The sequence below is a fragment of the Herbaspirillum sp. BH-1 genome (assembly GCF_002870055.1).
Classification (GTDB): Bacteria; Pseudomonadota; Gammaproteobacteria; order Burkholderiales; family Burkholderiaceae_D; genus Herbaspirillum; species Herbaspirillum frisingense.
In genome coordinates this window covers 617,660-636,517 of the sequence record NZ_PKOI01000001.1, presented here as the reverse complement: position 1 = coordinate 636,517, position 18,858 = coordinate 617,660, and the positions used below count along the sequence as shown (strand labels likewise).

Annotated in this window: 20 protein-coding genes; 3 read left to right on the top strand and 17 right to left on the bottom strand. The window is 63.7% G+C overall.

Annotated features, from left to right (window positions below; translation table 11 throughout):
• From cysT to HBH1_RS02820, 10 genes are all read right to left on the bottom strand, one after another.
• Nucleotides 1–891: a sulfate ABC transporter permease subunit CysT gene (gene cysT, locus HBH1_RS02865; RefSeq protein WP_077235102.1), complete on the bottom strand. Its 891-nt coding sequence runs from the start codon at nucleotides 889–891 to the stop codon at nucleotides 1–3.
• A 159-nt stretch (nucleotides 892–1,050) separates the two neighbouring features.
• Entirely contained in the window at nucleotides 1,051–1,629 is a 579-nt protein-coding gene (locus HBH1_RS02860; RefSeq protein WP_006464493.1) for an RBBP9/YdeN family alpha/beta hydrolase, read from the bottom strand.
• A 39-nt stretch (nucleotides 1,630–1,668) separates the two neighbouring features.
• A complete protein-coding gene (locus HBH1_RS02855) occupies nucleotides 1,669–2,514 on the bottom strand; it encodes an EAL domain-containing protein (RefSeq protein ID WP_006464492.1) in 846 nt (281 codons plus the stop codon).
• Between the two features lie 63 nt (nucleotides 2,515–2,577).
• Nucleotides 2,578–2,793 (bottom strand): TOBE domain-containing protein, encoded by a 216-nt coding sequence (locus HBH1_RS02850; protein ID WP_006464491.1) that lies wholly within the window; start codon nucleotides 2,791–2,793, stop codon nucleotides 2,578–2,580.
• 92 nt (nucleotides 2,794–2,885) lie between these two features.
• Nucleotides 2,886–3,737 carry an ATP-binding cassette domain-containing protein gene (locus HBH1_RS02845; protein ID WP_102661496.1) on the bottom strand — a complete coding sequence of 284 codons (852 nt, stop codon included), beginning with the start codon at nucleotides 3,735–3,737 and terminating at the stop codon, nucleotides 2,886–2,888.
• Between the two features lie 20 nt (nucleotides 3,738–3,757).
• On the bottom strand, nucleotides 3,758–4,621 hold the full coding sequence (ssuC, locus tag HBH1_RS02840) for an aliphatic sulfonate ABC transporter permease SsuC (protein WP_006464489.1): 864 nt from the start codon (nucleotides 4,619–4,621) through the stop codon (nucleotides 3,758–3,760).
• Between the two features lie 7 nt (nucleotides 4,622–4,628).
• The gene (gene ssuD / locus HBH1_RS02835) at nucleotides 4,629–5,795 is read right to left on the bottom strand and encodes an FMNH2-dependent alkanesulfonate monooxygenase (RefSeq protein WP_102661495.1); all 1,167 of its coding nucleotides are present in this window, start codon (nucleotides 5,793–5,795) and stop codon (nucleotides 4,629–4,631) included.
• Between the two features lie 34 nt (nucleotides 5,796–5,829).
• Nucleotides 5,830–6,813, bottom strand: a complete 984-nt coding sequence (locus HBH1_RS02830) for a sulfonate ABC transporter substrate-binding protein (protein WP_102661494.1) — start codon at nucleotides 6,811–6,813, stop codon at nucleotides 5,830–5,832.
• Nucleotides 6,814–6,955: 142 nt separating this feature from the next.
• Nucleotides 6,956–7,552 (bottom strand): NADPH-dependent FMN reductase, encoded by a 597-nt coding sequence (gene ssuE / locus HBH1_RS02825; RefSeq protein ID WP_102661493.1) that lies wholly within the window; start codon nucleotides 7,550–7,552, stop codon nucleotides 6,956–6,958.
• A 73-nt stretch (nucleotides 7,553–7,625) separates the two neighbouring features.
• On the bottom strand, nucleotides 7,626–8,639 hold the full coding sequence (locus HBH1_RS02820; protein WP_102661492.1) for a sulfate ABC transporter substrate-binding protein: 1,014 nt from the start codon (nucleotides 8,637–8,639) through the stop codon (nucleotides 7,626–7,628).
• A 345-nt stretch (nucleotides 8,640–8,984) separates the two neighbouring features.
• Here HBH1_RS02820 and HBH1_RS02815 point away from each other — a divergent pair, with 345 nt between their 5' ends.
• Nucleotides 8,985–9,770: an IclR family transcriptional regulator gene (locus tag HBH1_RS02815; protein ID WP_102661491.1), complete on the top strand. Its 786-nt coding sequence runs from the start codon at nucleotides 8,985–8,987 to the stop codon at nucleotides 9,768–9,770.
• Nucleotides 9,771–9,869: 99 nt separating this feature from the next.
• Here HBH1_RS02815 and pbpG read toward each other — a convergent pair whose 3' ends face one another.
• Nucleotides 9,870–10,973 carry a D-alanyl-D-alanine endopeptidase gene (pbpG, locus tag HBH1_RS02810; RefSeq protein WP_102661490.1) on the bottom strand — a complete coding sequence of 368 codons (1,104 nt, stop codon included), beginning with the start codon at nucleotides 10,971–10,973 and terminating at the stop codon, nucleotides 9,870–9,872.
• Nucleotides 10,974–11,398: 425 nt separating this feature from the next.
• Nucleotides 11,399–12,160 (bottom strand): class I SAM-dependent methyltransferase, encoded by a 762-nt coding sequence (locus HBH1_RS02805; RefSeq protein WP_102661489.1) that lies wholly within the window; start codon nucleotides 12,158–12,160, stop codon nucleotides 11,399–11,401.
• 157 nt (nucleotides 12,161–12,317) lie between these two features.
• Between HBH1_RS02805 and HBH1_RS02800 the strand changes: the two genes are divergently transcribed.
• Nucleotides 12,318–13,124, top strand: a complete 807-nt coding sequence (locus HBH1_RS02800) for a helix-turn-helix transcriptional regulator (RefSeq protein WP_102661488.1) — start codon at nucleotides 12,318–12,320, stop codon at nucleotides 13,122–13,124.
• 3 nt (nucleotides 13,125–13,127) lie between these two features.
• Here HBH1_RS02800 and HBH1_RS02795 read toward each other — a convergent pair whose 3' ends face one another.
• Together HBH1_RS02795 and HBH1_RS02790 are read right to left on the bottom strand one after the other, a co-directional pair.
• A complete protein-coding gene (locus HBH1_RS02795) occupies nucleotides 13,128–14,027 on the bottom strand; it encodes a DMT family transporter (RefSeq protein ID WP_102661487.1) in 900 nt (299 codons plus the stop codon).
• A 59-nt stretch (nucleotides 14,028–14,086) separates the two neighbouring features.
• Nucleotides 14,087–15,001 carry a histone deacetylase family protein gene (locus tag HBH1_RS02790; protein ID WP_369878588.1) on the bottom strand — a complete coding sequence of 305 codons (915 nt, stop codon included), beginning with the start codon at nucleotides 14,999–15,001 and terminating at the stop codon, nucleotides 14,087–14,089.
• Between the two features lie 369 nt (nucleotides 15,002–15,370).
• Here HBH1_RS02790 and phaP point away from each other — a divergent pair, with 369 nt between their 5' ends.
• Nucleotides 15,371–15,934, top strand: a complete 564-nt coding sequence (gene phaP, locus HBH1_RS02785; protein ID WP_102661485.1) for a TIGR01841 family phasin — start codon at nucleotides 15,371–15,373, stop codon at nucleotides 15,932–15,934.
• 88 nt (nucleotides 15,935–16,022) lie between these two features.
• Here the strand turns inward: phaP and HBH1_RS02780 are convergent, their stop codons facing one another.
• From HBH1_RS02780 to HBH1_RS02770, 3 genes are all read right to left on the bottom strand, one after another.
• Entirely contained in the window at nucleotides 16,023–16,829 is an 807-nt protein-coding gene (locus tag HBH1_RS02780; protein ID WP_102661484.1) for a competence/damage-inducible protein A, read from the bottom strand.
• A 133-nt stretch (nucleotides 16,830–16,962) separates the two neighbouring features.
• Nucleotides 16,963–17,808 (bottom strand): EI24 domain-containing protein, encoded by an 846-nt coding sequence (locus HBH1_RS02775; RefSeq protein ID WP_102661483.1) that lies wholly within the window; start codon nucleotides 17,806–17,808, stop codon nucleotides 16,963–16,965.
• Nucleotides 17,808–18,794 (bottom strand): sterol desaturase family protein, encoded by a 987-nt coding sequence (locus tag HBH1_RS02770; RefSeq protein WP_102661572.1) that lies wholly within the window; start codon nucleotides 18,792–18,794, stop codon nucleotides 17,808–17,810. Before HBH1_RS02770 ends, HBH1_RS02775 begins: the two co-directional genes overlap by 1 nt.
• Nucleotides 18,795–18,858 lie beyond the last annotated feature (64 nt).

Below are 18,858 nucleotides of genomic sequence, written 5' to 3'. Positions count from 1 at the left end.
TCAGGTCCTCTCCGCCTGGCCGCGCTTGCGGGTCCAGGCTTGCAACAGGTTGATGGTCAACAGCAAGACGAAGGACACCAGCAGCATCACCATGGCGATGGCGGTGGCGCCGGCATAGTCGTACTGCTCCAGCTTGGTGACGATGAACAATGGGGTGATCTCGGACACCATCGGCATGTTGCCGGCGATGAAGACCACCGAGCCGTATTCGCCGGAGGCGCGCGCAAAGGCCAGCGCAAACCCGGTCAGCAGCGCCGGCAGGATGGTGGGGAAGACCACGCGGGTGAAGGTCTGCCAGCGGTTGGCGCCCAGGCTGGCGGCGGCTTCTTCGAGCTCGCGCTCGGCCTCTTCCAGCACCGGTTGCACGGTGCGCACCACAAACGGCAAGCCGATGAAGGTCAACGCCACCAGCACACCCAGCGGGGTGAAGGCGACCTTGATGCCCAGCGGGGCGAGCAGCTTGCCCAGCCAGCCGTTCTGCGAATACAGGGTGGTCAGGGCGATGCCGGCCACGGCCGTGGGCAGGGCAAATGGCAGATCGACCAGGGCATCGATGATGCGCTTGCCCGGGAAGCGGTAGCGCACCAGCACCCAGGCCACGATGCCGCCGAAGATCACGTTCAGGAAAGCACCGATCAGGGAGGCCCCGAAGCTGAGGCGATAGGAGGCCATCACCCGTGGCGAGGTCACGGCATCGATGAAACCGCCCCAGGTCAGCGTGAAGGTCTTCAGGAACAAGGCCGACAGCGGGATCAGGACGATCAGCGCCAGATAGAAGATGGTGAAGCCCAGCGACAATCGGAAACCGGGCAATACGCGCCGGCCGGTCCCGCCGGAAGCGGCCACTGGCGCGGCCCGTGGGGCGGCTAGGGAAACAGGGGTTGCGGACATGTCGTTCTCTTTTTATTACAAATGCGACTATAGGTGACCGATAATCGCATTCGCAGGTTATAAAGAGAACGAAGTTTTTTGCATGCCTTTAGAAGAAAAGCGCATAAGAAGCCACCGAAAACCGTCTTTATGTGCGCGGCCCTGCAGACCGAACACGCCTCAGGGAATCTGCTCCAGCAACTCCAGCAACCATTGCTGGCCCTGCGTCCAGTCGCCCAGGCCGGACTCGGAATTGATATGCCCGCGGGGGCCGATGGAGCGGAACTGTGCGCCCCAGGCCTCGGCCCAGTGGCGGGCGCGGTCGGCGCTCATCCAGGGGTCGTTGTCGCTGCCGACCACCAGGGCCGGATACGGCAACCGGTGGCGTACCGCCGAGCTCACGCTGAACTTGGCCGGATCGGCCGGTGCCACCAGCAGGGCCGCCACGATGGGATGGGCCGAGCCCCCTTCGGCCAGCAGGGCAGCGGTGCGCTGCACGGTAGTCAGGCATCCGAAGCTGTGCGCCACGATCACGGTCGGTCGGCCATCGCGCGCCAGCACTTCGCCCAGGCGCTGCGACCAGGCCGGCAGGTCGGGGGTTTCCCAGTCGTCTTGCTGCACCCGTTCGAAGGCCGGGTAGAGGCGTTGCCAACGCGATTGCCAGTGCTCGGGGCCGCTATCGGACAGGCCCGGCGCCACCAGTACGCGGAAATCGGACAGCCGCGCCGGGGCCGGGGAAACGTGGGACGACAGACTCATGCAGACCTCGCTGTTGACGATGGAATCACGGAGTATGCCTCAAGCCGCATCCCGGATACCCGATATCTGGTCCGGCAGTCTCGCACCGGGGGTGTCCCACAGATAACCCTGGGCGTGGATGGGCTGGGCCAGGGCCTGGCCGAACTGGCTCAGCTTGTCGAAGACCTCGCGGTTCTCGACGCGCTTGAAGAAAATGCGTACGCCCTGCTCCGCCGCCCGCAGCAAGAGCAAGGCCACGCTGTCGGGATCGGGCAGTTCGCGGGCATCGACCTTGATCAGGTCCGGCTTGATCTTGTCGAGCAAGCCCAATGCCTCCAGCGGGCTATTGGCCGAGACTCCGAGGCGGAAGCCATTGCGGCGGTAATTGTCCAGCACATAGTTGAGCAGCCAGCGCTGGTTGGGCGTGACCACCGGCAGTTGCAGCACGATGCGCTCGTGCGGCAACTCCAGTGCCGCCAGGATGCGGCGGTAGGCCACGCCATGATTGTTGTTGACGGCGGCCAGCAGGCGCGCATGCACCGACAGATGCAGCTCGGGGGCGTCGGTATCGCCCAGGCCGCCCTGCCCGACCTGACGGTAATAGTTGATGGCGTGCAGCATGCGGCACAGGCGGTCCAGCTCGACCGATTCGTCGTCGCTGGCGGCCTGGTCGAGCAGCTTCCAGAGATGGAGTCCGTCATCGACCGCCGAATGACTGCGGGCAAAGGCTTCACATGCGACGATGCTGCCCTGTTCGAAGCTGCGCACCGGCTGGAAGGCCGAGGTCAGCGATGTATTGAAGAAACGCCCTGCGGCACGTCCCTGCTCATCCAGCCAGACCTTGGAGGAGGTCGACTGGGTGGCTTGCAGACGCGCCAGGTAAGCATCCAAAGCCTGATATGCCATCGGGCCTGCTCCTGGAAAAATATGCCGCCCGGGCGAGATTGACCGATGGGCGGCCGGAAAAGATCACAGCTTGGCGATCGACACTTCGGTGGCCTTGACCAGCGCCACGACTTCGCTGCCGATGGTCAGGCCCAGGTCCTTGACCGAACGGGTGGTGATGACGGAAGTGACGATACCGGCCGGGGTCTCGACATCCACCTCGGACACCACCGAACCTTCGATGATGGCCTTGACCTTGCCCTTGAACTGGTTACGTACGTTGATCGCTTGAATGGTCATGCTCTGCTCCTTGATGAAACGGCGTCGGCACCTGCCGCGCCGCATGGGTTGAAATGGTCGGACTTTCTGAAACGGTCAAATCATGTGCGGCCTCAGACCGCCCACTGCACCTGCTGCACGCCGCGTGGGACAAAAGCAGGCTCCAGTTCTGCGGTGGCACCATCGTCGATGGCATTGGCGTCGCTGCCAGGATGACGCAGCACGCGCGCCAGGATGGCTTCTTCCAGCGCGGCAAACTGCGCCTGTCCGCGTGAGCGCGGGCGGGCCAGCGTGATGCGCTGATCCAGCGTCACCCGGCCGTCTTCGATGAGCAGCACGCGGTCGGCCAGGGCGACCGCTTCCTGTACGTCGTGGGTCACCAGCAAGGCGGTGAAGCCGCGCTCGCGCCATAGCGATTCGATCAGGGCCTGCATCTCGATGCGGGTCAGGGCGTCAAGCGCACCCAACGGCTCGTCCAGCAACAGCAATTGCGGGTCGTGCACCAGCGCCCGGGCCAGGGCCACGCGTTGCCGCTGGCCACCCGAGAGCACCGCCGGCCATTCACCGGCGCGCTGATCCAGGCCGACCTGCTGCAGGGCGTGCAGGGCAAGCGGCGCGTGCTGCCTGGGCAGCCCCAGCGCCACATTGGCCTGCACCCGCTTCCAGGGCAGCAGGCGCGCATCCTGGAACATGATGCGCACTTCGGGTTCGCCGCCGGCATCGTGTTCATAGACCACCTCACCGCCGCTGGCTGCATCCAGTTGCGCCACCAGGCGCAGCAGCGTGCTCTTGCCGCAACCACTGCGACCGACGATGGCGACGAATTCGCCGGGGGCGATGTCCAGGTCGATGTCGTGCAACACGGTACGACCGCTGAAGGCCTTGGACACGGCGCGCAGCTTCAAGCCCACGCCGCGACCGGCAGCGCGGCCCAGCTCCTGATTTTCCTGTTGGTCGTGACGCATACGGTTCTCCTGATGCGAATTCATTGGTAACCCGGATGCCAGCGCAGCCAGAAGCGCTCCAGCGCACGGGCAGCGGTATCGGCCAGCTTGCCCAGCAAGGCATAGAGCAGGATGCCGACCAGCACCACATCGGTCTGCAGGAATTCGCGGGCATTCATGGTCATGTAGCCGATGCCGGCCTGGGCGGAGATGGTCTCGGCCACGATCAGCAACACCCACACCAGACCCAGCGCGAAGCGCAGCCCGACCAGGATGGATGGCAAGGCGCCCGGCAGGATCACGTCGCGATACAGCGGCCAGCCCGACAGGCCATAGCTCCTGGCCATCTCGATCAGGCCCTGGTCCACCGAGCGGATGCCGTGGAAGGTATTGAGATAGACCGGGAAGAACACGCCCACCGAGACCAGGAACAGCTTGGCCGTCTCGTCGATGCCGAACCACAGGATCACCAGCGGGATCAAGGCCAGGGCCGGGATATTGCGCACCATCTGCAGCGTGGTATCGAGCAGCAGTTCGGCCGAGCGCAGGCTGCCGGAAAGCAGGCCCAGCACCAGGCCCAGCCCGGCACCGACCGCAAAGCCCGAGGCCGCGCGACCACTGGAGACGGCCAGGTGGCGCCACAGCTCACCGGAGGCCGACAGTTTCCAGGCCGCCGTCAGGACCGCAAACGGTTCCGGCAGGATGCGGCTGGACAGCCAGCCGGCCTGTGAGGCCAGTTGCCACCACGCCAGCAGCAGCACCGGCAACAGCCAGCCCACCCAGGCGCCACGCGCCTTGCGCGGCGAGCGGCCAGCCGCACGGGCGGCCTTGCCGGCGGGTGCGCTGGTGCTGGTGCTGGCGGCGCCGGTGGTAGCGCTGTTCAGCGGATTGGATGCGCTCGTCATGCCTGCCTCAGCTGGCCGACACGCGCACCGGCGCGGCCTTGGGAAGCTCGGTGTTGCCGACGATCTCGCCGAAGGGGCCGGTCAGGTTGAATCCCGGCAGGGTCTCGCGCTGCGGACGTGGCAACAGTGGGAAGACCAGCTCGGCGAAGCGATACGATTCTTCCAGGTGCGGGTAGCCCGAGAGGATGAAGGTATCGATGCCCAGCGCTGCATATTCCTTGAGCCGTTCGGCGACCGTGGGGCCATCGCCCACCAGCGCCGTACCGGCACCGCCGCGCACCAGGCCGACCCCGGCCCACAGGTTGGGGCTCACTTCCAGCTTGTCGCGTCGGCCGCCGTGCAGGGCCGCCATGCGACGCTGCCCCTCCGAATCCATGCGGGCGAAGTTGGTCTGGGCCTTGGCGATGGTCTCGCCGTCCAGGCGGCTGATCAGTTCATCGGCGGCGCGCCAGGCGGCTTCGTTGGTCTCGCGCACGATCACGTGCAGGCGGATTCCGAAACGCAGGGTGCGACCGGCGCGGGCGGCGCGTTCGCGCACGCGGGCGATCTTCTCGGCCACCGCAGCCGGAGGTTCGCCCCAGGTCAGGTAGACGTCCACCTGTTCGGCGGCCAGGTCGATGGCTTCGTCCGAGGAACCGCCGAAGTACAGCGGCGGATAGGGTTTCTGCAGGGGCGGATAGAGCGCCTTGGCGCCCTTGACGCGCAGGTGCTTGCCCTCGAAATGGGTCTCTTCGCCGGTATGGGTCTTGGCCAGCACCTCGCGCCAGATCTTGAGGAACTCGTCGGAAATCTCGTAACGCTCGGCGTGGCTGCCGAAGATGCCATCGCTCTCCTGCTCTACCGGATCGCCGCCAGTGACCACGTTGATCAGCAGGCGGCCATTGGAGAGACGGTCGAAGGTGGCAGCCATGCGTGCCGACAACGTCGGCGCGGTCAGGCCGGGGCGCACCGCCACCAGGAATTTCAGGCGGCGGGTGGCATCGATCAGGCTGGCGGCGGCCACCCAGGCGTCTTCGCAGGAACGGCCGGTGGGCAGCAGCACGCCGTCGTAGCCCAGCGTGTCGGCGGCCACGGCGACCTGCTTCATGTAGTCATGACTGACCGGGCGCGCGCCTTCGGTGGTACCGAGGTAGCGGCTGTCTCCATGGGTGGGGATAAACCAGAAAACGTTCATGCTTGACTCCTGTGCTGCGGCAACCGGGTGGACATCATTTGAGGACGGCATCGCTGACCTTGAGTTGTTTGGGGATCAGCTTCAGTTCATAGAAGGCATCGGCGATCTTCTGCTGCTCGGCCAGCACCTGGGCATCGACCGGCTTGTAGACGTGGGCGTAGCGCTTCAAGCCGGTTTCGATGATGTCGGCATCCAGGCCCTGGATGGGCGCCAGCTGGGCAGCCGCTTCGCCGGTATGGGTACGCACCCATTCACCTTCACGGGTGATCTCTTCCAGCAGGACCTTCTGCACCTGCGGGTTCTTCGCCGCGAAAGGACGCGCGCTCAGGAAGAACTGGTGATGGCTGACCGCGCCCACGCCGCTGGCCAGGCGCCGCGCACCGACCTGCTTTTCGGCGGCTGCCTGGAACGGGTCCCAGATCGCCCAGGCATCCACGGCACCGCGTTCGAAGGCGGCGCGGGCATCGGCCGGCGCCAGGTAGACCGGCTGGATGTCGCTGTATTGCAGGCCGGCCTTCTTGAGCAGGGCCACCACCAGCCAGTGCACGTCGGACCCCTTGTTGAAGGCGATCTTCTTACCCTTCAGTTCAGCCACGCTCTTGATCGGTGAATCTTTCTGCACCAGCAGGCCTTCGGCGTCCGGGGTCGGGATTTCGTAGGCGGTATAGACGAAGTCGGCACCGGCGGCCTGGGCAAACACCGGCGGGGCTTCACCGACGTAGCCGAAATCGACCGAGCCGACATTGAGCGCTTCCAGCAATTGCGGACCGGCCGCGAACTCGGCCCATTTCACTTCCACGCCCAGCGGCTGCAGGCGCTTTTCCAGCGTGCCGTGGGCCTTGAGCAAGACCAGGGTATTGGCCGCCTTCTGGTAGCCGATGCGCAGAACCTTGGCTTCCTGGGCCTGCACCGCGGCGGCGCCCAGGGCAAGGGTTGCGGTCGCCAGCGCCAGGGCCGACAGGCCGACCAGCGTGCGACGACGGGAGGAATGGACAATCTTGTTCTTGTTGGCGGACACGTTTTTCTCCAGATTTGGGCGTGCAGAAGGCTTTCGGCTGCACCGGCCGATGATCGTTTCAGACGTTTGGTTCAGACGTTCAAGACAGGCCGGATCACTCCGGCCGGTTTCAATACGGGATGTCAGTTTGCGTCGGCAAGCATCAGTAGGAGACGCTGTACTGCAATTGCGAGAACGGTATTTCGCGGAACTCTTCCGGCGCTGCCTTGTGCAGGGCCAACAGGCTGGCCGACAACTGCGCCACGCCTTCATCGACGCGGGTGGCGATGGGCGCATCCAGCACCAGGCCCTGCTCTTCGCTCCAGGTCACCTGGGCCTCGGTGGCGTAGATGCTGGGCAGGACGTGCTTGGGATTGAGCGAGGACAGCACCGGGCGCAAGGCGTAGTCCAGCGCCAGCATGTGCGACTGACTGCCACCGGTGGCCAGCGGCAGCACCAGCTTGTTGGTCAGGCCGAACTGCGGCAGCAGGTCGAGGAAGGCCTTGAGGATGCCGCTGTAGGCCGCCTTGTAGACCGGGGTGGCGACCACCACGGCCGAAGCTTCCTCCACCGTGGACAGGGCTGCCTGGATCTCCGCATTGTTCCAGTCGGCGCGCAGGATGGCCTGGCCCGGCAGGTCGCGCACCTCCAGACGGGCATGGCGGTGGCCGAGCTGGGCCAGCTTGTCGCCGACGTGGTGCAGCAGGCGGGTGGAGCGGGAAGGCGCCGAAGGGCTGCCGGCCAGGAGCAGGATGGTCATGTCTTATGCTTGAGCGTTGAGCGGGAGGAAGCGGCAGGGAGCCGGCGCGGCCGGCGCCCTGCCAGGTTTCAGATCACTTCTTGTTGGGTGCGTAGAGCTGGTCGAAGGTACCGCCATCGGCGAAGTGGGTCTTCTGGGCCTTTTGCCAGCCGCCGAAGTCCTTGTCGATGGTCACCAGGTTCAGCTTGGGGAACTGCGCTGCGTACTTGGCGGCGATCTTGGGATCGATGGGGCGGTAGTAGTTCTTGGCAATGATTTCCTGGCCTTCCTCGGAATACAGGTGCTTGAGGTATTCCTCGGCCACCTTGCGGGTACCGCGACGGTCCACCACCTTGTCCACCACGGCCACCGGCGGCTCGGTCAGGATGGAGATCGACGGCGCGACGATGTCGAACTTGTCCGGACCCCATTCCTTCAGGGAGATCAGGGCTTCGTTTTCCCAGGCCAGCAGGACATCGCCGATGCCGCGTTCGACGAAGGTGATGGTGGCGCCACGGGCACCGGAATCCAGCACCGGCACGTTCTTGAAGAGCTTGGCGATATAGTCGCGGGCAGCGTCGTCGCTACCGCCCTTCTGCTTGGCATAGGCCCAGGCGGCCAGGTAGTTCCAGCGCGCACCGCCCGAGGTCTTGGGGTTGGGAGTGATGACGGACACGCCCGGCTTGATCAGGTCGCCCCAGTCCTTGATGCCCTTGGGATTGCCCTTGCGCACCAGGAACACGATGGTGGAGGTATAGGGCGAGCTGTTGTGCGGCAGGCGCTTTTGCCAGTCGGCCGGCAGCAGCTTGGCCTTTTCCGAGATTTCGTCGATGTCGTAGGCCAGGGCCAGGGTCACCACGTCGGCATCGATGCCGTCGATGACGGAGCGGCCCTGCTTGCCGGAACCGCCGTGGGAAGCCTTGATGGTGACGTTGTCACCGGCCTTTTCCTTCCAGTACTTGGAAAAGGCCTTGTTATAGTCGGCGTAGAGTTCGCGCGTCGGGTCGTAAGAGACGTTGAGCAGCGAGAGATCGGCCGCCTGTGCGACGTGGGCGGCTTGCGCCAGCACCAGGGTGGCGACGACCGATTTGATGACGTTCTTCAGCATGTCCGGTTCCCGAATGTGTTAGTTGTTTTGGAGCACACAGGTTAATGAGCCTGCTGCCTGAAAAGAACGAATACTTTCTTCTCTCGATATGCGGAAAACAGATATGCAAGCGCAAGCCGCCGGAATAAGGCGGCCCGTCTTTATAACCAAACGTCAGGGAGAGCCAGGAAAGAGGAAACGGGCGTTCGGCAATCCGGAGGGGCGCCCTGCCCCGCCGCAAGGCGCGTCCGGAGGCGGCCGACAACCTTGATATGCCGTTGATGCGGATCAAAAAAGCACGGTCGAACTTTTTGTTCTTTTCACATTGTGGTATAACCCTCATATTGCAACGCACCAGGCTGCGCCATGAAAAAAGAAGCTGCAGGCGAGACAGAACACATTTCCATCCAGGTCATCGAGCGCATGGTGTCGCTGCTCGATGCGCTGGCCGATTACCCGGACCCGGTGAGCCTGAAGGAATTGTCGGCGGCGACCGACCTGCACCCGTCGACCGCGCACCGCATCCTCAACGATCTGGTGGTCAAGCGTTTCGTGGACCGCGTGGAACCGGGCACCTACCGCCTGGGCATGCGCCTGCTGGAGCTGGGCAATATCGTCAAGAGCCGGTTGTCGGTGCGCGAGGCGGCGCTGGACTTCATGCGCGCCCTGCATCGCAAGACCCACCAGACCATCAACCTGTCGGTTCGGCAGGCCGATGAAATCGTCTATATCGACCGTTCCTTTTCCGAACGCTCCGGCATGCAGGTGGTGCGTGCCATCGGTGGCCGTGCGCCGCTGCACCTGACCTCCACCGGCAAGCTCTTTCTCTCGGTGGATGACCCCAAGAACGTGCGCGCCTATGCCACCCGGACCGGGCTGGCGGGGCATAACAAGAACTCCATCACCGATCTGACCAAGCTGGAGCGCGAACTGTCCATGGTGCGCGCCCTCGGCTATGCCCGCGACAACGAAGAGCTGGAACTGGGCGTGCGCTGCATGGCCGCCGGCATCTGCGACGACAGCGGCAAGCTGGTGGCCGGCCTGTCGATCTCGGCCCCGGCCGACCGGCTGCAGGAAGAATGGGTGGATGACCTGGTCAGCACGGCCAACCAGATCTCGTCGGCGCTGGGACATCGCCGGGACCGGGATTGATGCCAGGGCTGGGCCTGTTCATCTTCAAATCAGATCGACCAACAAAAAAGCGAACCATCGGGTTCGCTTTTTTGTTGGTCAGTCAGGTTCCTGCGGCGATCAACCCTCGTCGGCCCTGACCATCTTCACGCGGGTCAGGTTGTTCGGCTGGTCTTCCACCAGCCACTTGCGCATGCGGGCGGCATCGCCCACGTGCGACAGGCGGCCCTTGGAATCCAGGAACACCATGACGATGGGACGACCTTCGATACGCGTGTACATCACCAGACAATGGCCGGCTTCGTTGATGAAGCCGGTCTTTTGCAGGCCGATGTCCCATTCCTTGTTGGAGGTCAGGCGGTTGGAGCTGTTGTACTGCATGGCATGGCCGCTGGGTTCGACCATGTACTTGGGGTCGGTGGAGTACTGGCGGATGATGGGGTAGTTATAGGCTGCCACCACCAGCTTGGCCAGGTCGCGGGCGCTGGCCACGTTCTGGCTGGACAGGCCGGTCGAATCGACATAGCGGGTGTCCGTCATGCCCAGCGAGCGGGCCTTGGCGTTCATGGCCGCCACGAAGGCCGGCAGCCCGCCCGGATAGTTGCGGCCCAGCGCGGAGGCGGCGCGGTTCTCGGAACTCATCAGGGCGATGTGCAGCATGTCGTCGCGGCTCAGCGTAGCACCCACGCGCAGGCGCGAGCTGCTGTGCTTTTCGCGGTCGACGTCGTCATCGGTGACGGTCAGGGTTTCTTCCATGTTCAGGTGTGCTTCCACCACCACCAGTGCGGTCATCAGCTTGGTGACCGAGGCGATGGGCAGGGCCACCGAGGAATTCTTTTCGAACAGGACCTGCGAGCTGGCCTGGTCGATCACCAGGGCCACATTGGAACGCAGGGCCAAGGGATCAGGCGTGAGGTTCAGGCCGGCCAGATCGCCAGCGGTCATGACCGGTGGCACCACCGGCACCGAGGGGGCGGCCGAGACGCGCTGATAGCTGATGTGGCGCTTGCCCTTGACCACGCTGACCTTGCGCACCAGCTTTTCGCGGTTGTTCAGCGAGCCCTTGGCGACCGTGCGGCTGACGGCTGCGGCGGGTCGCTTGGCGACCACCTTCTTGGCCGGGGCCTTCTTGGCGGCGTTGTTGACCGTCTGGGCTGCGGCAGGTGCCAAACCAGCGTGGATGAAAAGTAGCGATGTGAAAATGGCCAGCGCTGTTTTGAACATAGGTGGATCTCCCCCCGAATTTACCCTGATAGTACACAAGAGAAACGTTGGCAGTGTAGCAAAAAGCAGAATTTTCGCAAGAGAATTAAGACGTTAGCGCATTTATTTAAACGGCTTTCTATCTTGCGGCCGGCCGAAGCATCCCCTGTTTCGGCCAATTTTTCTGACATTTCCTGACAATCTTGCTCGATTTTATTCGATTTATTTTGAGCAAGATCCACGCCAACGAAGCGACATGATACCAGTCTAAGCTTTCCGTTCAGTTTCTGAAAACGATAACAGAAGGCAATACCGGCCCCAGATGCTCGTTTTCGCGCTTTTTAATTCACTTTGGAGGCATCTGGAATGAAACACTAACGGGCAGTCGGGGGATGCCGTTGACGGCGCAATGCATCTTGCGGCCGGCACGGCAAAAGACCTGCAGATCAGGGCTTGCGGGCGTCCAGCATGGCGACGTCGATGGAGAAGGAACAGGCCTGGTCCAGCGCGAAATATTGTTTTACCTCTTCCGGAGCGGCTTTCCACAGTGCACGGATGGCCGTGATGTTGTCTTGCGGGGTCCGCATGCGGGCCACCCAGCTGTCGAATTCCAGGCGCAGTTTCCAGGTCTTGTCGCTGTCGATGGCAAAACCGGCGGCCAGCAACAGCTTGCGCCAGGAGTTCAGGCTGATATTGCGGACATGTGAAGTATCGCGCAGCAACTCAATGGCCTGGACGTAGGTATCGGCCAGCACGTCGGCCGGTGCGGCGGTGTCGATGACGATGAAGCGTCCGCCCGGTTTGAGTACCCGGAACACTTCAGCGAGCGCCTGCGGCAGATTGCGCCAGTGGTGCACCGAAAAGCGGGTACAGACCAGGTCGAAGCTGGCATCAGGAAACTCCAGCCGGTCGGCGCTACCCTGGCGCACGGCCAGATTGTCCAGGCCACGCTCGCGGGCGGCGCTGGCGACCACGTCCAGCATTTCGGCGGCGATGTCGTAGGCAATCACTTTTTCCACCACCGGCGCCACGGCAAAGCTGGCGTGTCCGCCACCGCACCCCAGATCCAGCACGCGGGCGCCGGGAAGGGTGGCGGCGATGGCGGCCAGCTCCTGCAGATCAGCCCCCTGGGCGTGTACCGCGCTGGTGAGATAGGCGGCGGCGGTACTGCCGAACTGTTCGGTGACGACTTGCTGATGGCTGCGCATGGCGGGGCTCCTGGGCGAAATAATGTGAACAAGAATACAAAGCAGGCAAAGGCAGCTTGCCATTGCCTGTGGATGAGCAGCCAGTCTAGCGAAACCTTATCCTGTTACAAGTTCAGCATTTATACTATTACCCCGACCACCACCCTGCTCTCTCTGCATGGAACCCGATCTTGCCCGCCGCGCCCTGGGGGCCTTCCTCAAAACCCAGCGCGAACAGACTGCTCCCTCGCAAGCCGGCCTGCCGCACCTGGCCCATGGCCGGCGTCGCACGCCGGGCTTGCGCCGAGAAGAAGTGGCGCAGTTGTGCGGCATCAGCGTGACCTGGTACACCTGGATCGAACAGGGGCGCACCGACTCGGTCTCGCCGCAGGCGCTGGCGCGCATCGCCGACGCGCTGCACCTGCCGCGCGCCAAGCGGGCCTACTTGTTCGAACTGGCCGGCAAGAAGGACCCGGCGCTGCCGGAGCAACAGGCGGTGGCGGTGACGGCGCCGGAAATCCTGGATGTGGTCGGCAACTTCCGCGCGCCGGCCTATCTGCTGGACCGCTACTGGAATGCCGTGGCCTGGAACCCGGCGGCGCGCAAGCTCTTCGTGGGGTGGCTGGATCAAGGGGAGGGAGCGCCCAATCTGCTGCGCTTCATGTTCGCCCGCGCGATGGCGCAGGCCTTGACGATCGATTGGGAGCAGCGCGCGCGCCGGCTGGTGGCGGAGTTCCGGGCCGACAGTGCCAGCCTGCTGGACGATCCGGATCTGCTGGCGCTGGTGGAAGAGTTGTCAGCCGCCAGTCCGCTCTTCAAGCGGGCCTGGCACTTGCAGGATGTGGTGGAGCGCGAAGGCGGCGAGCGCCGCTTCCAGCATCCGCAATCGGGGGAACTGCGCTATCGCCAGGTCAACTTCCGCGTGGCCAACCGGCCGGACCTGAAACTGGTGACGCTGATGCCGGACGCGCCCGCGCCCGGCTGATCCTCATTTGCGGACCACGAAGGCCACGCCGATCACACCTACCAGCATGCCCAGCGCACCGATCAGGCTGAAGGCTTCGCCGAACATCAGCCAGGCCATCACCGCCGTGGTCGGTGGCGTGAGATAGAGCAGGCTGGTGACGCTGGTGGCGGCGCTGCGGCGGATCAGCGCAAACAGCAGGAAGATGGCGCCGATCGACAGGGCCAGCACCGACCACAGCAACGCTGCGATGAATTGCGGGGTCCAGTGGACGTTGACCAGATGCCAGTCCAGACCTTCCACGGCCACGGCAAAGGGCAGCACCACCACGATGGAGGCGGCGAACTGGATCACGGTGCCGGTGCGCAGATCGAAGTGGGCGCAGTAGCGCTTCTGGTACAAGGTACCGACCGTGATACACAACAAGGCAAACAGGCACAGGCCGATGCTGGCAGTGGACAGGCCGATCAGCGAAATCTTGTTGGCCACCACCAGCCCTACCCCGCACAGGCCCAGCGCCAGTCCCACCCATTGCCGGCCACGCACCGATTCACCCAGCAGGGGCGCGGCGAAGGCGGTCAGGATGGGTTGCAGGCCGACGATCAGGGCCGACAGGCCAGCCGGCATGCCGATCTTGATGGCGCACCAGACGCCGGCCAGGTAGCCGGCCTGCAGCAATACGCCAGCCACGGCCACGTGGCGGATGCGGCCGTGCGGCCAGGGGGCACGAGACAGCAGCACCAGCGGCAGCAGCACGATCAACACGCCGGTGAAGCGCAACAGCAGGAAGGTCAGCGGCGGCGCATACGGCAGGCCGAACTTGGCGACGATGAAGCCGGTGCTCCAGATCAATACGAACAACAGGGGCACCAGGCTCATCAGGAGCTGGCGCGACCGGCTGGCGCCGGTGGTGGATTGCATCATTTCTTTTCCGTGGGCGGGCCGCATGCGACATGCTCATGCGCGAAGAGGCCCGGGTCATTTCACCGTGCGCTCCAGCGGGCAGCGTGGAGGCCGGCGAGTCTTATCGTTTGCAGGTGGACGGCGACGGTTTGTTCGATATCTCTGCCGTAGCCGCCCGCCATCGTAACCGCAACCGGAATTTTGTGCTCGCGTGCATAGGCGAACACGGTCTCGTCGCGGGCCGCGAGGCCAGCCATGCTCAGTTTCATCTTGCCCAGGCGGTCGCCCTCGTGCGGATCGGCGCCGGCCAGGTAGATCAGCAACTGCGGGGCGAAGCGCTGCTGCAGCGTCGTCAGGGCGCCCTGCAGGGCTGCCAGATAGTCGGCGTCACCGATGCCATCGGGCAGGGCGACGTCGAGATCGCTCTGTTCCTTTTCGAAGGGGTAATTGTTCTCTCCGTGCAGGGACAAGGTGAACACCGAATCATCCCGCGCCAGGATGGAAGCGGTGCCGTTACCCTGGTGCACGTCCAGGTCGACGATGGCGACCCGGGCGGCGCGGCGTTCGGCCTGCATCAGGCGCGCGGCGATGGCGGCATCGTTGAAGACGCAGAAACCGGCGCCGTGGTCGGCATAGGCATGGTGGGTGCCGCCTGCCAGGTTGACCGCCACCCCGTCTACGAAGGCGGCGCGACAGGCGGCGATGGTCGCCCCGGAAGAGCGGCGCGAGCGCTCCACCATCTGCGGTGACCACGGGAAACCGATCTCGCGCTGCTCGGCTGCGTTCAGTTCGCCACGGCTGGCGCGACCGATGTAGTCGGGATGGTGCGCCAGCGCCAGCTCGCCATCGCTGGCAGCCTGGGCTTCCTGGAAATCGATGGCTGGCTGCAGGCCGGCCGCCCCTTCGCGGATCATGCGGTACTTGATCATGGGGAAGCGGTGGCCCGGTGGCAGGGGCAGCACGAAATGGTCGCTGTAAAAGGCCTTCAAAGACAAATTCCTTCCTGTTGATACCGGTTTCCGCGTTGCAATAAGCGTTTTGCGATGCGGCGCAAACGATTGCGCGCACGATACTGATAACGTAATTTCATTAGCTCGACAGCAAGCTGAAAAAGAATCGAATTCCTCATCAAAAATCGCGTAAGTCCTTGATTAGACTTGGATCAATTTTGAAACACTTTTCGCAGTTCTCACGCGATGAAACGTTTGACTTTATGCACGATTAAACTAGAATCCGCCTTGTGCAATGCATCATATTCAAATAAGAAATTACAGCGGAGATCCACCTTTCCCTTCAGATTGGTCCGTAAGCAATCACTGTCGCAGCATTGTTCATCAACCTATCACCGAGAAGGATGTTTCAACATGACGAACTACACCGAGCAATTTTCTGCTGCTGCCAAAGCCAATGCCGAAGCCCAGATCGCACTCTTCAGCCAGCTGGCGAGCAAGACCTTTGAAGGCGTGGAAAAACTGGTGGATCTGAACCTGAAGGCGGCCAAGTCCTCGCTCGAAGAAAGCCAGGCTGCGGCCCTGAAGCTGTTTGCTGCCAAGGACCCGCAGGAATTCTTCACCCTATCCAGCGCGCATGCCCAGCCGACGCTGGAAAAGTCGGTCGCCTACGGCCGTCACCTGAGCGGCATCTTCTCCAGCACCCAGTCGGAACTGACCAAGGCTGCCGAAGCGCAGATCGCCGAAGTCAACCGCAAGGTGGTGGCCATGATCGACGAAGCCGCCAAGAACGCCCCGGCCGGTTCGGAACAGGCCATCTCGATGTTCAAGTCGGCCATCGGCAACATGAGCGCCGGCTACGAACAGTTCACCAAGAACGCCAAGCAGGCCGCTGAAGTGCTGGAAGCCAATGTCAGCAACGCCGTGGATCAGATGTCCCAGGCTGGCGCCAAGGTGACCCGCGCTGCCAAGAAGTAATCAAAAGTAATCAACAATCCGGCGCTCGCGCCGATTGCTGAAAGGCCCCGGCTGGACCGGGGCCTTTTTGCGTCTGGCGTTGCGCGTTTCAGGCGCTGATCTGGAACTCGGCACGCAGGGCGCGCAGGCCTTCCTGCATCTTCTCGAAGGCCGGTTCCACCTGGGTGGGGTCACCCTTGACGCCCAGGTCGATATGGCGACGGGTCTGCTGGTCGCCCACGTGCGGCAGGCTGAACACCTTCACCAGCGGGAATTGCGCCTCGATGGCTTCCATCAGCGGGGTCAGGGTCGATTCCATCGCCTCGTACACCAGCATCGAACGTTCGGCCCAGGCATGGCGGTGGAACTGGTCGGCGTAGTGGTTTTCCAGCACCCATTCGAACATCGGCCAGGCCATCACGGGGAAGCCAGGCGCGAAGTAATGGGCGCCTTCGCCGCTGGTATTGGGCAGGGAAAAGCCGGGAATCTTGTTGTAGGGATTGGGGATGATGGAGGCGCCCTGCGGGAACTCGCCCATCTTCAGGCGGTGCTGGTTTTCGGGTGCGTCGAAGTCGGGCGTGGCACCGGATTCGCGGGCCATGTCGGCGATGCGCTCCTGGATCTTTTCCTTGGCCTGGGGATGCAGCACCACCGGCACGCCCAGCGCAGCCGCCGCGCACTGGCGGGTGTGGTCGTCCGGGGTGGCGCCGATGCCGCCGGTGCAGAACACCACGTCCTGGGTGGCCAGTGTGCGCTTCAGGGTGGCGGTGATGCGGTCGGGGTCGTCGCCCAGATATTCCGCCCAGGACAATTGCAGGCCGCGCTGGCCGAGCAGTTCCAAGACCTTGGGGAAATGCTTGTCGATGCGGCGTCCAGAGAGGATTTCGTCGCCGATGATGATGAGTCCGAATGCCATGCGTCTACCCGCCAGAAAGTTGAAGAAAGATGGCGGCGATTATGCCCCATTCGGCAGCGCCGTGGCGGGCCGCGCCCTGCTCCGCCGCCCACCTGGTACCAGCACCCGGCGTCAATCAGGCTTCAACGCGGCTTCAACGCGGTGCCACATCGATGACTGCGCCGTCTACCGGGCCATCCGGTGGCTGGCCGCTGCGGTAGCGCAGCAGCGCTTCCAGGCAATAGAACTGGAACCACAGCGCGGTAAAGACGAACACCAGCACATACAGCCAGATCGCCACCCCGGCCAGCACGGGCAGGAAGACCACCGACAGCACCCCGCCCAGCCACAGCAGGGTGGGCGCCGCACCCAGTGCGCCGGCAATGGTACCCACCGCCAGCAGCGGCCAGCGATGCAGGCGCAGCACGGCGTGCCGCTCCTCGGTGCTGGCGTAGTCGGCCAGGGTGTCGTAGGCCATGACGCGATAGGTCAGCCAGCCCCAGAGCAGCGAATGGATCACGAAGGCCAGCGGCGGGATCAGGAATACCCAGATCGTGGCCAGCCACAGGATGGTGAAGACGGCAAAGCACCACAGCGAGGTCCACAGGCTGCCGGCGACGCTGCCGCCATGGCGCTTGGAGAGCATGGGATAGTGGCGCGCACCGATGTGACGGGAAATGGCAGGAATCGTGAACAGGCCGACGAAGACCAGTGCCGTGAGGATCATCAGCGGCAGTAGCGTCCACATCGCCAGGAGCGGCACCAGCACCGTCTTCAGGGTGGCCATGCCGAACCAGGCCAGCATGCTGCCGATTTCCCCGAACATGCTGTTGGTCACGAAATAGGCCTGCAGCCAGTCGATGATGGGTTGCAGGCCCAGCCACAGACAGACCGCCCACAGCGCCAGGGACACCAGAAAAGGCAGCACGGTCAGCCACAGCATGCGGATATGCAGCTGCGCCAGCAGGGCGCGACCGAAGGAGGCCAGGAAAATTCGCATCAGCGTGGCTTCCTGCGGGTGAATTCAACCAGGCGCTTGATGCCCAGCCATTGCTGCATCCAGAAGCCGCGCCCATAGTCGCGACCACGGCCAGCCGGTGCCGGCAGCTGGTCGCGCACGCCGGTCATGGCGAAACCCTGGCTGAAGTGGGCGGTACGGAAGATCACGTCCCAGATCGGGAACAGCACGGCGAAGTTGTGGCCGCCCAGCGAATTGCGGCCCCGGCTTTCATGGCCCAGGCCGATGGCGTGATGGGTGCGGTGAAAGCGCGGCGAGACCAGCAGGTATTCGCCGATGCGGCCGAAATGGATGCGCACATTGGCGTGCTGCAGGCTTTGCAGCATGCGCGAGAGCGAGACCAGCAGGATGTATTGCGAGGGCTCCACGCCGATCAGCACGGCGATGAGGCCGAAGATCATATCGTGCACCAGGTTGTCGAGCATGTGGTTGCGGTCGTCGCTCCACAGGTTCATGTTCTGCTGGCTATGGTGCAGGCTGTGCAGGGCCCACATCCAGCGCACATTGTGCTGCGCCCAGTGGTAGATGTATTCGCACAGGTCCAGCACCACCATGTAGAGCAGGAAACTGACCAGGGCACGGTCGGTCACGCCGGGCCAGATCTGGTCCAGGTTGAAGGTCCCCCAGCCTTCCAGGTGCAAGGCCTCGGACAGGTAGGACAGGGACGGATCGAGCAGCAGGAAGGCGACGATGGGGATGATGCCCAGCCGCTGCAGGACGGTATAGATGAAATCATTCCAGCGCGCGCGCGGGTCGGTGATGGGATGGACCGGGATGGCGGCCTCCAGCGGGCGCAGGATCAGGAACAGGATCACCAGTTCGCACAGGCCTACCAGGACGAATTCGGTGCCGGTGAAGGCTTCCTCGACGAATTCGCCCATGCCGGTGAAGAACACCAGCGGCTGCACCAGGGTCTCGAAAAGCCAGCCCTGGACGGTGGCAAAGAGGTCGGAAATGGTCTGGATGATCATGGATAGGCTTGAATCGGTATGACGGTATGCCGCGGTGGACGGGCTGCGGGCCGACGGTGCG